At 70.3% G+C, this 13522-nt stretch carries 13 protein-coding genes; 7 read left to right on the top strand and 6 right to left on the bottom strand.

The annotated features are described in order from the left end of the window. The first annotated feature begins 93 nt into the window (after nucleotides 1-93). Nucleotides 94-672 (top strand): RNA polymerase sigma factor, encoded by a 579-nt coding sequence (locus HD596_RS26270; RefSeq protein WP_313044698.1) that lies wholly within the window; start codon nucleotides 94-96, stop codon nucleotides 670-672. Then, nucleotides 665-2020, top strand: coding sequence for a CU044_5270 family protein (locus HD596_RS26275; RefSeq protein ID WP_185071969.1), 1356 nt, complete (start codon nucleotides 665-667; stop codon nucleotides 2018-2020). Before HD596_RS26270 ends, HD596_RS26275 begins: the two co-directional genes overlap by 8 nt. A 132-nt stretch (nucleotides 2021-2152) precedes the next feature. Here HD596_RS26275 and rocD read toward each other — a convergent pair whose 3' ends face one another. From rocD to HD596_RS26290, 3 genes are all read right to left on the bottom strand, one after another. Next, nucleotides 2153-3367, bottom strand: coding sequence for an ornithine--oxo-acid transaminase (rocD, locus tag HD596_RS26280; RefSeq protein ID WP_185071970.1), 1215 nt, complete (start codon nucleotides 3365-3367; stop codon nucleotides 2153-2155). Nucleotides 3368-3369: 2 nt separating this feature from the next. Beyond that, nucleotides 3370-4167, bottom strand: coding sequence for a dimethylargininase (gene ddaH, locus HD596_RS26285; protein ID WP_185071971.1), 798 nt, complete (start codon nucleotides 4165-4167; stop codon nucleotides 3370-3372). 123 nt (nucleotides 4168-4290) lie between these two features. Then, nucleotides 4291-4776, bottom strand: a complete 486-nt coding sequence (locus tag HD596_RS26290; protein WP_185071972.1) for an Lrp/AsnC family transcriptional regulator — start codon at nucleotides 4774-4776, stop codon at nucleotides 4291-4293. Between the two features lie 91 nt (nucleotides 4777-4867). On the opposite strand from HD596_RS26290, the gene HD596_RS64920 reads away from it, so the two are divergent. Beyond that, nucleotides 4868-7213 carry a GH1 family beta-glucosidase gene (locus HD596_RS64920; protein ID WP_185071973.1) on the top strand — a complete coding sequence of 782 codons (2346 nt, stop codon included), beginning with the start codon at nucleotides 4868-4870 and terminating at the stop codon, nucleotides 7211-7213. A gap of 38 nt (nucleotides 7214-7251) precedes the next feature. Here HD596_RS64920 and HD596_RS26300 read toward each other — a convergent pair whose 3' ends face one another. Further along, a complete protein-coding gene (locus tag HD596_RS26300; protein ID WP_185071974.1) occupies nucleotides 7252-7419 on the bottom strand; it encodes a hypothetical protein in 168 nt (55 codons plus the stop codon). A 109-nt stretch (nucleotides 7420-7528) separates the two neighbouring features. Here HD596_RS26300 and HD596_RS26305 point away from each other — a divergent pair, with 109 nt between their 5' ends. Then, the gene (locus HD596_RS26305; protein ID WP_221519523.1) at nucleotides 7529-8530 is read left to right on the top strand and encodes an isopenicillin N synthase family dioxygenase; all 1002 of its coding nucleotides are present in this window, start codon (nucleotides 7529-7531) and stop codon (nucleotides 8528-8530) included. Nucleotides 8531-8535: 5 nt separating this feature from the next. Here HD596_RS26305 and HD596_RS26310 read toward each other — a convergent pair whose 3' ends face one another. Further along, a complete protein-coding gene (locus tag HD596_RS26310) occupies nucleotides 8536-9927 on the bottom strand; it encodes a glycoside hydrolase family 16 protein (protein WP_185071975.1) in 1392 nt (463 codons plus the stop codon). A gap of 162 nt (nucleotides 9928-10089) precedes the next feature. Here HD596_RS26310 and HD596_RS26315 point away from each other — a divergent pair, with 162 nt between their 5' ends. After that, nucleotides 10090-10305 carry a DUF397 domain-containing protein gene (locus HD596_RS26315; protein ID WP_185071976.1) on the top strand — a complete coding sequence of 72 codons (216 nt, stop codon included), beginning with the start codon at nucleotides 10090-10092 and terminating at the stop codon, nucleotides 10303-10305. A gap of 206 nt (nucleotides 10306-10511) precedes the next feature. Beyond that, nucleotides 10512-11675 (top strand): methyltransferase domain-containing protein, encoded by a 1164-nt coding sequence (locus HD596_RS26320; RefSeq protein WP_185071977.1) that lies wholly within the window; start codon nucleotides 10512-10514, stop codon nucleotides 11673-11675. 195 nt (nucleotides 11676-11870) lie between these two features. Here the strand turns inward: HD596_RS26320 and HD596_RS26325 are convergent, their stop codons facing one another. Further along, nucleotides 11871-12368, bottom strand: coding sequence for a tautomerase family protein (locus HD596_RS26325; protein ID WP_185071978.1), 498 nt, complete (start codon nucleotides 12366-12368; stop codon nucleotides 11871-11873). A gap of 95 nt (nucleotides 12369-12463) precedes the next feature. Between HD596_RS26325 and HD596_RS26330 the strand changes: the two genes are divergently transcribed. Then, a complete protein-coding gene (locus HD596_RS26330; protein ID WP_185071979.1) occupies nucleotides 12464-12955 on the top strand; it encodes a winged helix-turn-helix transcriptional regulator in 492 nt (163 codons plus the stop codon). Nucleotides 12956-13522 lie beyond the last annotated feature (567 nt).

Raw genomic sequence — 13522 nt, forward strand, 5'->3', positions numbered from 1 at the left:
GGTCGGAAGAAAGGTGGAACCGCCCTCCGACGTGCGGCCAACAACAGGGTGACCGCATGAGAGAGGACCGGCAGAGTGGTGGGTGTTCAGGATGTGCCTGAGACGCTGGATGACTCGACGCTGATCGGGCATTCGCTGGCCGACCCGGAGAGCTTCGCGGCGCTGTTCGACCGGCACGCCGACGAGATCCACAGGTACGCGGCCCGGCGCCTCGGGAGCGAGCTGGCCGACGACGTGACGGGGGAGGTGTTCCTCGTCGCGTTCCGCCGGCGGGCGCGTTACGACCGCTCGTGGCCCGATGCCAGGCCATGGTTATACGGCATCGCGACCAAGGTCGTCGCCCAGCACCGCAGGGCCGAACGGCGGCGCACCGCCGCCATGGCCAAGGTGAACGTGGAGCGCCCCGGCACCTTCGACGACCGCAGCGCCGATCGGGTGACCGCCGAGCAGCTCCAGCCCAGGCTGGCCAGGGCGCTCACCCGGCTCAGCGCCGGCGAGCGCGACCTGCTGCTGCTCGTGGCGTGGGCGGACCTGACGTACGAGGACGCGGCGCTCGCGCTCGGCGTGCCGGTCGGCACCGTCAGGTCCAGGCTCCACCGGCTCCGCGTCAAGGTGCGCAGGGCTCTCGGCGGCACCGATCCCTTCGCAGCAGAGGAGCCCCAGCATGGATGAGGACGAGATCCGCATGTTCGCCGACGGCCGGCCCGCCGTGCCGCCGTACGGGGCCGAGGCGAGGGCCACGGCGCGGGAACGGCTGCTGGCGCAGGCGCGAGGCGGGGGCCGCTTTCGCCTGCCCGGATTCGGCTGGCAGGCCGCGGCCGCGTTCGGGGTCACGGTCGCCCTGGTCGGCGGGGTGGCCATGGCGCTGACGAACCAGGGCCACGGGGGCACCGGCCCCGCCACGGCGGTGACCCAGTCGGCCGCCGTGGCGTCGTCCGACGAGCCGGCGCCCCGTCCGGGCCAGTTCGTCCTCATCGAGTCCGACACCATGTACCGGTCGATGGCGGCCGACGAGAGCGGCAAGACCTCACGCCACCTCTACCGGACCCACAGGAAGATCTGGCAGTCGGCGGACGGGAGCGCGAACGGCCTGCTGCTGATCGAGGGCCGCGAGCCCCGGCCGTGGCCGGGCGAGCAGCTGCCGGCCGACGCCGGGAACTGGCAGGGCTCCGACTGGCACGTGCTGCCGTCCTGCCCCTCCCCGCTGGGCGAGAACCGCACCGACTACGCCTACCTGAGCACCCTGCCGACGGACGCCGCCGGGATGCGGGCACGCCTCTACAAGATGCCCGCGGCGGCGGGCGAGGCCAAGGGCGACGAGAACGACCGGGCCGCCTTCGACCATCTGACGGACCTGGTCAGGGAGACGTACCTGCCGAAGGCGCAGCGCGACGCGCTCTTCGAGGCCGCCAAGTCGATCCCCGGCGTCCAGGTGACCGAGGGGGTGGAGGACTCGGCGGGCCGCAAGGGGGTGGCGCTCGGCCGGGTCGACCCCCAGGGGATCCTCAGGCAGGCCATCTTCGACCCGGCCACGCACGTGTTCATGGGAGAGCGGGAGACGGTCGTGGACGACCGGCTCGCGGGGGCTCCCAAGGGGAGCGTGCTGGCGCTGACCGCCCAGTTCAAGGCGTCGGTGGTGGACGCGCTGCCGCAGGCGACGCCGTCGTACAAGGGCGAGGCGGTCTGCGCCCCGTCCAGCGCCGAGCCCGCCCCGGGCGAGACGAGCTCAGCCGTTCCGCTGCCGAGCGACGAGACCGTCTCGAAGCCGGTGCCGACCATGACGGTCTCCCTGGAGGCGACGAGCGACCCGTCCGCGGGGGAGCCGGGGCCGACGATCACAGTGAAGCCGACGCAGGCGCCGGCACCGAAGCCGACGGCCACCGTGAAGCCGACGCAGGCGCCGGCACCGAAGCCGACGGCCACCGTGAAGCCGTCACAGGGGCCGGCAGCAAAGCCGACGGCCACCGTGGCGCCGTCACAGGGGCCGGCACCGGCGAAGGCGTCCCCGGCCGGCGAATGACCACCCAGACGGGCAACCGGGCGCCGTAACGGCGCCCGGCCCCGTAAACCGGAGAAGCGTCTCCCTGGACAGGGCCCAGCCACGTGCGGCGGTTGGGCCCTCCCGTGCTCCGCCGTAAAAGACCTTGAAACCTCAGGCGGTGGTCAGCTCGTAAAGGGCGTCGGCGAGCTGGTTGACCGCCCAGATCAGGTCCTCCTCGGAGACCACGATGGGCGGGGCGAGGCGGATCGTGGAGCCGTGGGTGTCCTTGGCGAGCACGCTCCGCGCCATCAGCGCCTTCGACACCTCCCGCCCCGTCGCGAGCTCCGGGTCGATGTCCACGCCGGCCCACAGCCCGCGCCCGCGCACCTCCACGACCCCCTTGCCGATCAGCTCGCGCAGCCGGGCGTGCAGCACCTCGCCGAGCTTGGCGGCCCTGGCCTGGAACTCGCCGGTGTTGAGCAGCTCGATGACCGCGATGCCCACCGCGCACGCCAGCGGGTTGCCGCCGAACGTGGACCCGTGCTGGCCGGGCTGGATGATCCCGAGCACGTCGCGGTTCGCGGCGATGGCCGAGACCGGTACGACGCCGCCGCCGAGCGCCTTGCCCAGGACGTAGACGTCGGGCACGACCCCTTCGTAGTCGCACGCGAACGTCTGCCCGGTGCGCCCCAGCCCCGACTGCACCTCGTCGGCGATCATCAGGATCCCCTGCGCGGTGCAGAGCTCCCGGATCTCGCTCAGGTACCCGTCCGGCGGGACGAGCACCCCGGCCTCGCCCTGGATCGGCTCGACCAGCACCGCGACCGTGTTCGGGTCGACGGCCTGCCTGATCGCCTCGGTGGAGCCGTACGGCACGAGCCGGAAGCCCGGCGTGTAGGGCCCGAAGTTGTCGTGTGCCTCCGGATCGGTGGAGAAGCTCACGATCGTGGTCGTGCGGCCGTGGAAGTTGCCTTCCATCACGATGATGTTCGCCTGGTCGGGCTCGACGCCCTTGACCTCGTAGCCCCATTTGCGGGCCACCTTGATGGCGGTCTCGACGGCCTCGGCGCCGGTGTTCATGGGCAGGATCAGGTCCTTGCCCGTGAGGTCGCCGAGCCCGGCGCAGAACTGCGCGAACTGGTCGTGGTAGAACGCGCGGCTGGTCAGGGTCAGGTTGTCGAGCTGGTCGCGGGCGGCCTCGATGATCTTCGGGTGTCCGTGGCCGAAGTTGAGCGAGGAATAGCCGGACAGGCAGTCCAGATATCGCTTGCCCTCCACGTCGGTGACCCAGGCGCCGTGCGCCTCGTGGATCACGACGGGAAGCGGATGGTAGTTGTGCGCGCTGCGGCGCTCGCTCATCTCGATGAGCTCTGCGCTGGTGGTCATGGTCAGTTCTCCCCCCTGATCTCCAGTGTGCAGCACTTGGGTCCGCCGCCTGCTTTACGCAGCTCCGACAGGTCGACGGGGATGACCTCGTGGCCGCGCCGCTTGAGCTCCAGTTGCAGGTTCGACGCCTCGGCGTTGATGACGACGTTCCTGCCGTCGCTGACCGCGTTCAAACCGAGCACCTCGGCGTCCTCGGCGGTCGCGATCACCGCGTCCGGGAACAGCTTGCGCAGCACCTTCCTGCTGCCCTCGGAGAACGCCTCCGGGTAGTACGCGACATTGCGCCCGTCGAGCGGGAACAGCGCCGTGTCCAGGTGGTAGAAGCGCGGGTCCACCAGCGTCAGGGAGATCACCGGGCGGCCCAGGAACTCCTGCGCCTCCTGGTGCGCCACCACGTCCGTGCGGAAGCCCGTGCCGGCCAGGATGACGTCGTCGAGCGTGAGGAAGTCGCCCTCGCCCTCGTTGACGTGCAGCGGCTCGCGCGCCGGGTAGCCGCGCTCGGTGAACCACCGCAGGTAGGCGGGGCCCTCGGGGCCGCGCTCGGCGTGGGCGAACCGGGCGCCGTAGACGCGGCCGTCCACGACCAGCGCGCCGTTGGCGGCGAAGACCATGTCGGGCAGCCCCTCGATCGGGTCGATCAGGCTCACCTGGTGCCCGAGCTCCTCGTACGCCGCCTTCAGGCCCTCCCACTGCCGGACCGCCAGGTTGCGGTCCGCGCCTGCCTCGGGATCCATCCACGGGTTGATCGCGTACTCGACCGTGAAGTAGTCCGGACGGCACATCAGGAAGTGTTTGGGCATGCAGGTCTCCGTCGAGGTTTATGGGTGGATGTCCTTTTCGAAGGGACGAAGACAGCCTAGGAATGCATGTTTATGCAGGCCAAGTGTTTGGCATTGCGTGTTCGCGCAGGTCTGTTGCGTCTTTCAGAGCTGGGCGGGCGATCCGTTGCGCGGCTCGGGGACGGTGGTGCCGGGAGGTGCGTCCACGAGCCGCGAGAGCACGATGGAGCTCTTGGTCCGCACCACGAACGACTCCGCCGCGATGCGCTCGATCACCCGTTCCACGTGGCGCACGTCCGTGGCCCTGATGTGCAGCAGCGCGTCCGCCTCGCCCGTGATCGTGGCCGCCCCCACCACCTCGGGGAACTTCGCCACGGCCAGCGCGATGTCCGACGGCTTGGTCTTGCCCTGGCAGAACAGCTCCACGTACGCCTCGGTCGTCCAGCCGAGCGCCTGCGGCGCCACCCTCGCGCTGAACCCGGTGATCGCCCCCGCCTCGCGCAACCGGTCCACCCGGCGCTTGACCGCCGACGCGCTCAGCCCCACCTGGTGTCCGATGTCGGCGAAGGTCGCGCGGGCGTCCTCGACGAGCGCCGCGATGATGTCACGATCGAGCCGGTCCAGTTCCACGCGCTCTGTATACCGCCTGGCCAGGCTGGCGCGCGACGAGCGGCACGCGGGAGACTAAGCGGGCAGACAGTCATCGGAGGGTTCCGCCAGAATGAGCACCGCAAGCTTCCCCGAGGGTTTCGTGTGGGGAGTCTCCACCTCGGCCTTTCAGATCGAGGGGGCCACGTCCACCGACGGCCGCGGGCCGTCCATCTGGGACGTCTTTTCCGCCGACCGCGCCGAGGCCTGCGACCATTACCACCGCTATCCCGAAGACGTGCGGTTGATGAAAGACCTGGGAATGGCCGCCTACCGGTTCTCGGTGAGCTGGCCGCGCGTTCTCCCCGACGGCTCGGGCAAGGTGAACGAGGCCGGGCTCGACTTTTACGACCGGCTGCTCGACGAGCTTCTCGCGGCCGGCATCACGCCTTATGCGACCCTTTATCACTGGGATCTGCCGCAGGCGGTGGAGGAGCTCGGCGGCTGGCCGTCCCGCGACACCGCCCGCCGTTTCGCGGACTACGCCGCCGCCGTGCACCACCGGCTCGGCGACCGGGTCGACACCTGGTTCACGCTGAACGAGCCCTGGGTGGCGGCATTCCTGGGATACAGCGACGGAAGCCACGCGCCGGGCCGGAAATCGGCCGCCGAGGCGTTCAGGAGCGCCCACCACATGATGCTCGCGCACGGGCTGGCCGCGCAGGCCCTGCGCTCCGGCGGGGCGGCCCGGGTCGGGACGGTGCTCAACATCTCGCCCGTTCTGACGCCCGCCCAGGTCAGCGACTTCGGCAGGCAGCTGTCGGAGGAGGACGCCGAGGCCGTGGCCAGGATCGATGCCCTGGCCAACCGGCAGTTCCTGGAGCCGATGCTGCGCGGCTCGTACCCCGCCGAGCTCCTGCCCATCATCGAGCGCAACGGCGGCCTCGGCCACGTCCGCGACGGCGACCTCGACATCATCGCCCAGCCCCTCGACCTGCTCGGCGTCAATTACTATTCGCCTTCGGTGGTGCAGGCCCAGCCCAGCGAGCCCGCCTCCCCGGCCTATCCGGGAAGCGAGGGCGTGCTGTTCTGCACGATTCCGACGGCGGTCACCGCGATGGGCTGGCCGATCGTGCCCAATTGCCTTTCGCTGGTGCTGCGGCGCCTTTCCGCGGAATATCCCGAGCTCGACCTGATGGTCACCGAGAACGGCGCCGACTTCGTCGACGTGGTGACCGGCGACGGCATTCACGACGTCGAGCGCATCAGTTTCGTCGAGGAACATCTGCGGGCCTTGTTGTCGGCCGTCGAGAGCGGCGCCCGCGTTCGCGGATATCTCGTCTGGACGCTGCTCGACAACTTCGAATGGACCGAGGGCTACCAGCGGAAGTTCGGCCTCGTGCACGTCGATTTCGCCACCCAGAAAAGGCGGCCGAAGGACAGCGCGCTGTGGTATCGCGACGTCATCCGGCGCAACGGCCTCACCGAGACCCGGCCCAAGCGGCCCACGCTGGAAACCGTCGCCGCCCGCTCCGGCGTCTCCCGCGCCACCGTCTCCCGCGTGGTCAACGGCGAGGCGTCGGTGAGCCCCGAGGTCCGCACGGCGGTGATGCGGGCCGTCAAGGAGCTCGGCTACGTGCCCAACGCCGCCGCCCGCAGCCTGGTCACCCGGCGGACCAACGCCATCGCCCTCGTCCTGTCCGTCCCCAGGCAGGGGGACGCGCTGACGGCCGCCGTCGTGCAGTACGTCACCAGCATGCTGGAGGGCGCGGGCAAGCAGATCACGCTCATGCTGGCCGACACGGCCGAGAGCCACCGGCGCATCGTCCAGCAGGCCGAGGCCCGGCTGGTGGACGGCGTCGTGCTGCTGCCGCCCGACCGGGGCGACACGCTGGCCGAACGGCTCTCGCGTACGGACGTGCCGATCGTGCTCCTCGGCAAGCCGGCCGTCGCCTCGCTGGTGCCGTACGTGGACGTGGACAACGCCGGCGGCGCGGCCGCCGCCACCGAGCACCTCCTCGCGAGCGGGCGCCGCCGCATCGGCATGATCTGCGGCCCCATGGACCTGGTCGCCGTCCAGGACCGCCTGGCCGGACACCGGGCGGCGCTGCAGCGGGCGGGCGCGCAGCCGTTACTGGCCCTGGCCGACCTCACCCGCGCCTCGGGCGCGGCGGCGGCCCGGCAGCTCCTCGGCGACGAGCCGGCGCTGGACGCCGTGTTCGCCGCCACCGACCAGCTCGCCATCGGGGCGCTGCAGGCCGCGCGGGAACTGGGCCGGCGGGTGCCCGAGGACCTGGCGATCGTGGGCTTCGACGACATCGACGCCGCCTCGGCCACCACGCCTGGGTTGACCACCGTGCGGGTTCCGCTGGCGGAGCAGGCGCTGGCTGTGGCGCGGCTGCTGCTGTCGCGGCTGGAGGGCCGCCACACCACCTCCGTCGTACTGCCGACCCGGCTCGTGGTCAGGGAATCCGGCTGAGCCCCGCACCGGGCCGGGCCCCCTGGATCCCCCACTCGCTACGGCCTCCGGACCCCGGCCCGCTCGGCCCGCTCGGCCCGCTCGGCCCGCTCGGCCCGCTGCTCGTCGTCCCGCTCGTGGAAACGCGGCCTGCTGCCGGTCTGGAGGGCGAGCGTGTCGATCTGGCCCTCGACCGCACACCGCGGGCCGCCTGCCCCCGGCGGCACGCCGTCGGCCGCCTGCCCTCGGCCGAGCTCGTCCTCCTCGTGCCGGCGCCGCGCCCAGCCGGGCAGGCGGTAGAGGTCGCCGGGAGTGGGTGGATGTCAAAATGACGATGTGAGCGAATTGCCGGTGATCGACGTCTCGTCCCTGCTCGCCACCGACCCCACCGACCCCGCCGCCGCCAACCCCGCCGCCACGGACCGCGCCGACCCCGCTGCCGCTGGCCTTGCCAAGCGTGCCGTGGCGGAGGCGATCGGGGAGGCGTGCCGGGACAGCGGTTTCTTCTACGTCTCCGGCCACGGCGTGCCGCCGGAGCTGCCGCGCCGGCTCGACGCCGCCAGCAGGCGCTTCTTCGCCCTGCCCGAGGAGGTGAAGGCCGAGATCTCCATGGAACGCGGAGGCAAGGCCTGGCGCGGCTTCTTCCCGGTCGGCGGCGAGCTGACCTCGGGACGGCCCGACCTGAAGGAGGGCATCTACTTCGGCGCCGAGGAGCCGCCGAGCCCGCTGCCGCTGCACGGCCCGAACCTGTTCCCCGCCCAGGTGCCCGAGCTCCGCGACGCCGTACTCGACTATCTCGGCACGATGACCGCGCTCGCCCAGGCCGTCATGTCGGGGATCGCCCTGAGTCTCGGCCTGGACGAGGACTACTTCCGTTCCGGCTACACGGCCGAGCCGACCGTGCTTTTCCGGATATTTCATTATCCGCCCGCCCCGCCGGACGACCCCGACACCTGGGGCGTCGGCGAGCACACCGACTACGGCCTGCTGACCCTCCTCCTCCAGGACGCCAACGGCGGCCTCCAGGTACGCACCCCGCGCGGCTGGATCGACGCCCCGCCCCTGGAGAACACCTTCGTCTGCAACATCGGCGACATGCTCGACAAGCTCACCGGCGGCCACTACCGCTCGACCCCGCACCGGGTGCGCAACCGCAGCGGCAACGAGCGCCTGAGCTTCCCGTTCTTCTTCGACCCCGGCTGGGACAGCGAGGTACCGCCGCTGCCGTACGCCCCCGGCCACCGCTGGGACGGCCAGGTCGACTTCACCGGCACCTACGGCGAGTACCTGCTGTCCAAGGTCTCCAAGGTCTTCCCGCGCCTTTTCGAGACCCTCTGAGAGCCTCAGCTGGTCGAGAACGTGAACCAGTTGACGTTGACGAAGTCCGCGGGCTGACCGCTGCTGAAGGTCAGATAGACGGTGTGCGTGCCGGTCACGCCCGAGATGTTGGCCGGCACCGTACGCCAGCTCTGCCACCCGCCCGTATTGGCGACGGCGAAGTCCCCGATGGGAGCGGCGGTGGGGCTGTCCAGCCGGACCTGCACCAGCCCGCTCACCCCGGCCGCGGCCCCGGACGCCACCCTGGCCCTGAACTGGCGGGCGGCCTCCGTTCCGAAGTTCACGCCGTCGAACCGGAGCCAGTCGCCGTTGGCGATCGCCCCGACGTTCTGGCCGCCGCCGGTGTCCGTGGTGGTCTCGACGATGGTGCCCGACTGAGCCTGGTACTGCTCGGCCTGGATCGTCGAACGGGCGTCCACGCCCCCGGGCGGGTTGGTCGGCGGGGTGCCGCTGCCGCTCTGCCACACCGCCACGTAGTCGACCAGCATCGGCCGCCCCGGTACGGTCGCCGCCGTGGGCGTCTGGCCGCCGAGCGCGTTGGGGAACGCCCCGCCCATGGCCACGTTGAGCAGCAGGAAGTAGCCCGCGTGCCCCGTCATGTTGGACCAGGTCGCCGCGTCGAACTGCGACTGGCTCACGCTGTGGAACTGCTGCCCGTCCACGTACCACCGCAGCTGGTTGGGGCTCACGCTGCGGTCCCACTCGAAGCGGTAGGTGTGGAAGGCCGCCTGGCACGTCGAGCCGGGGCAGGCGCGGTTGGCGCCCAGGCCGGTGGTCTCCTGGCACGGCCCGCCCGGGTTGACGCCGCAGTGGAGCACGCCCCAGACGGCGTTGATGCCGTTGACGTTCTCCATGATGTCGAACTCGCCGATGCCGGGCCAGTTCCAGTAATTGCCCCGGTACGGCGCCCCGAGCGCCCAGAACGCCGGCCAGTAGCCCAGCGCGGCGTCGCCGGTCACGTTCGGCATCTGGATGCGTCCTTCGATGCGCAGGATCCGGCCGTCGGCGGGCTTGAAGTCGGCCCGCCTGGTCTCGACGCGCGCCGAGGTCCACTCGCCCGAACTGCTGCGCTGCGGCGTGATGCGGAGGTTGCCTCCGCCGTCGAGGCTGAGGTTGGAGGTGCTGGACGTGTAGTTCTGGATCTCTCCGGTGCCCCAGTTGGCCGGGCCGCCGGGGTAGGAGTGGCCCGTGTCGACGATCCAGTTGGCCGACGAGGGCAGCGTGTTGGCGGCGCCGTCGAAGTCGTCCGACCAGACCAGCGACCAGCCGGACGGGGTGGGCGGGACGGCGGCCGAGGCGCTGACGGCCACATTGACGAGCAGGCCGCTGAGCGCCACGAGCGCCACGGCCACCGCCGCCAGTCGGCGCCGGCGCCGGTGCCGGATGGCTGTTGTCATCGTTGCTCCATGGGGGGGTGGGGGCTTGAGAGAGAGCGCTCTCTGGGCCGATGTCAACACAGTCTTTACGTGCTGTCAACGCTGAATACGCGTGGGAGCGCGCTCTCCAGGAGCAGATCCGCCGCCCCGAGGCGCGATCGTCCGACGCGGCGGCGGAGCGCTATGCCGAACAGTGAAGAGCTGAAGGACGCCAAGTGGCGCAAAGCGCGTGCGTCGGGCGGCCACGGGGGCGACTGTGTCGAGGTTGCTCCGCTCTCCGGAGGCCGCGTCGCCATCCGGGACAGCAAGGACAAAGATGCGGGGCCCGTCCTCGTGTTCACCGGGTCCGAGTGGGCGGCCTTCAAGGACGGGATGAGCAAGGGTGAGTTCGACTTCTAGCCGGATCGACAAAGGAAGCAGTGCACCTGCCCATGCCGATACGTGGTCTTATGGTCACAGTGAGAAGTCATTTTGGTGAGGGGAGGCCCCGGCGTGGGCAAGCAGGAAGGTGACAAGAAGAAGGACAAGCCCTTCAAATCGGAGCCGGTCAAGCCTCAGCAAGGTGACAGAAACCCAAGGGGCGGCCAGCACGGCGGCAGTAAGAAGTGACACCGCAGAACGTTGGGCAGCGGATCGAGCAGATGATCGCGGAAATTCCGCCGGCCGCTCAACGTACTGAACGCATCTTCGATGCGATGCGGGCTGTGCCCCGCCATCCCTTCATTCCCAGGTACGCGCAAGCCCTTCTCGGCGCCGCAGAGGTCGAGCAGATCATCGACCGTGACGCCGACCCGGAAGCATGGTGGAACGCCGTCTACAGCGACTCCGTGATCGTCACCCAGGTCAGCGACGGGGCAGGCGAGATCATGCCAGGTTCGAACGACCCCACCTCCTCGGCATCCGCGCCCAGCACGGTCGCGGACCTGCTGGGATGGCTGGATCCGGTGCCCGGACAGAGCGTGCTGGAGATCGGCACCGGCACCGGCTGGACCGCCGCGTTGCTGACGCATCTCCTCGGCGAGCACGGGTCGGTGACGACGATCGAGGTGGACGAGGCCGTCGCCGAGCAGGCGGCCAAGAACGTGGTCGCGGCCGGAGCCCAGCCACACATGATCATTGGTGACGGCGCGAAGGGCTGCCCAGACCGTGCGCCGTTCGACCGAGTTCACGTCACGTGTGGCGTCCGCACCGTGCCCTATGCCTGGGTCGAGCAGACCAGGCCGGGCGGCGTGATCGTGCTGCCGTACTGTCCAGGACTCGGAAACGGACACGGGCTGCGGCTCACCGTGATGCCGGACGGCACCGCCCACGGCCGATTCCCGGGCTTCGCGGCGTACATGATGATGCGCTCCCAGCGCCCGCCCGATGCCATCCCGGACGACGGCAACGGCCAGGACCTCACCACCCGGATCGACCCGCGCACGATCGCTTACGCTCCCGCAGGGGCGTTGCTCGCGATGGCCGCCCTCACGGGCTTGCAGGTCACCTTCAAGGGGGAGGGCGACCAGCTCTTGCTATGGGTGATGGACCAGAGCGATCCTGGCGTGTGGACGCTGGTCACCTACACGCCCGGTCATCAGGAATATGAGGTGTACCAGCTCGGCGACCGTCCCCTGTGGGACGAGGTCACAGGCGCCTACTTTCGCTGGGTGAGCTGGGGAGAGCCGGGCCGCGACAGCTTCGGCATGAGCGTCACGCCCGATGGGCAGCGGATCTGGCTCGATGCCCCGGAGCGCGCGATTCAGTTCCCATTGCCACGCGGCAGCTAGTGCCGCATCAGAGAATATTTGCCCCGTAGTGACGTGACGCGCCGGGTCGGTGGTGACCTGGCGGCGGGCCCAGATGGTGCTGCTGTCCGCGCAGGGCATGCCGGTTGGAAAGATGCGAACAACGTCGAACTCGCCTACACGCCGACCGACAGCTCCCGGCTCAACCGCATCGATCCCCACTTCGTTCGCCGCTCATCAGGGCAGGCGGGCGTGTTCGGCTCGGGTGGCAGCGATCCGCTCACGCGCGAGCGTACGGGCCCGTTTGGTGTCGTCGCCGGTGAGTCGGGCGAGGATCGTTGCGAGCGGCCTGATCTGGCCCCAGCCGCCCCAGTGGCCCTCGGGGATCTCGGTGGGGAATACCCAGATCCGGCTGGCGTCACGCGGCCAGGCGCCGTTCTCCGCGTCGAGGATCGCCTCGGTGACCTCGGCGATGACGCTCGCACGCTTCTGCTCGTCGAGCTGGCCCTCGGGGACGGACGGGACGACCTTGTAGCGAGGTGCGTCCGCGGGTTCTCCGCCGACGTAGATGCCGGCCGGTCGGTGCAGCCAGAGCCAGGAGACGGAACGGCTCACCGGGTCGGCGGGGTCGAATCCCTCGTTGCGGACGAGGATCTCGGTGATGCGGTTGAGCAGGGCCGCCTCGGCGTCCGGCTGGAGCGCGCCGTCGGGAATGTACACGTCGAGCATGGGCATGGTCGATCTCCTATATGAGTTTAGTTCTTCAACTCAGGCCGGGAGTCTACGAGGGCTAAGTACAACTTGTAAACCCAGATGGGTACACTCGTCCCATGGAGACGCGGCGAATCGACCCAGTGAACTGCTCGGTGGCGCGCGCCCTCTCGGTGGTGGGGGAGCGCTGGTCGCTGCTGATCGTTCGTGAAGCGCTGGACGGCGCGCGCCGGTTCGGAGAGTTCCACTCCCGCCTCGGGATCGCCAGAAATCTCCTGGCGACCCGGCTCGAGACCTTGGTGACCGCGGGAGTGATGCGCCGCGTGCCCTATCAGGAGCCCGGGGATCGGCAGCGCTTCGCCTACGAGCTCACCGAGCAGGGCCGGGCGTTGCGGCCCACGCTCGTGGCGCTCCTGGAATGGGGCGACACGTACCTCGCCGACCCGCAGGGCCCGTCGGTCATCGTCCGGCACCGGCCCGTCGACGATGCGAGCTCCTGCGACGAGCCGGTCAAGGTCGTCCTCGAGTGCGCTGCGGGGCACAGCCACCTCGCCCCGGAAGACATCTGCCGCACGCCCGGGCCGGGCGCGCGCTTCGTGGAAAGCTCCTGAGATCCCAGGATCGTACTGAGCAGCTCTTATCGCGAGAAGCATGATCCAAACAGCGACGCCTGGGCCATGGGGTAAACGTTGGATGCTGCGGCACCAGGTTGCCCGGATCAGGCGCTGAGGTCGAGATCCGATCCGTCGTGCTCGCCCTGTCAAGCGGGACGTCGACCTGGTCGCCGGCCCAGCCGCTGCCGGTCGTGCAGGTCATCGAGATGCCGAAGGCGTGATCCAGCAGCTCGACCGCCCAGCGGTCTTTCGGTGTCGTGGGCAGCGCGAGGAGCGGATCCATCTCGTCGAAGCTTGCGGGATCCGACCAGCAGTTCTGGCCCGTCGCGGACTGGGTGGCGCTTCACGGCAGGTCGCTGGGGTCGCGGTCAGGCCAGCGGGTGGCCGGAGGCGTGTCGGTCTGGGTGGGTGTCAGTCGGCCCACCGCCTCGCCGGTCAACGGGTGGGCTGCGCGATGGCGCCGTAGGCGCGGGGGTTGCGCCGGAAGGCGCCTGGATGAGAACGCCTGAGCCCCGAGCGCGAAGCGCTCCCCTCGGGAAGCCCTTTGTGCTCGGGGCGGGTGTC

Source organism: Nonomuraea jabiensis, from assembly GCF_014204795.1.
GTDB classification, from domain to species: Bacteria; Actinomycetota; Actinomycetes; order Streptosporangiales; family Streptosporangiaceae; genus Nonomuraea; species Nonomuraea jabiensis.

What these genes read in the sequence shown, in the direction of transcription:
- ddaH (WP_185071971.1), bottom strand. Translation starts at nt 4,167, where the DNA reads ATGCCCAAACACTTCCTGATGTGCCGTCCGGACTACTTCACGGTCGAG.
- HD596_RS26275 (WP_185071969.1), top strand. Translation starts at nt 665, where the DNA reads ATGGATGAGGACGAGATCCGCATGTTCGCCGACGGCCGGCCCGCCGTG.
- HD596_RS26325 (WP_185071978.1), bottom strand. Translation starts at nt 12,368, where the DNA reads ATGCCCATGCTCGACGTGTACATTCCCGACGGCGCGCTCCAGCCGGAC.
- HD596_RS26330 (WP_185071979.1), top strand. Translation starts at nt 12,464, where the DNA reads ATGGAGACGCGGCGAATCGACCCAGTGAACTGCTCGGTGGCGCGCGCC.
- HD596_RS26315 (WP_185071976.1), top strand. Translation starts at nt 10,090, where the DNA reads ATGCCGAACAGTGAAGAGCTGAAGGACGCCAAGTGGCGCAAAGCGCGT.
- HD596_RS64920 (WP_185071973.1), top strand. Translation starts at nt 4,868, where the DNA reads ATGAGCACCGCAAGCTTCCCCGAGGGTTTCGTGTGGGGAGTCTCCACC.
- rocD (WP_185071970.1), bottom strand. Translation starts at nt 3,367, where the DNA reads ATGACCACCAGCGCAGAGCTCATCGAGATGAGCGAGCGCCGCAGCGCG.
- HD596_RS26310 (WP_185071975.1), bottom strand. Translation starts at nt 9,927, where the DNA reads ATGACAACAGCCATCCGGCACCGGCGCCGGCGCCGACTGGCGGCGGTG.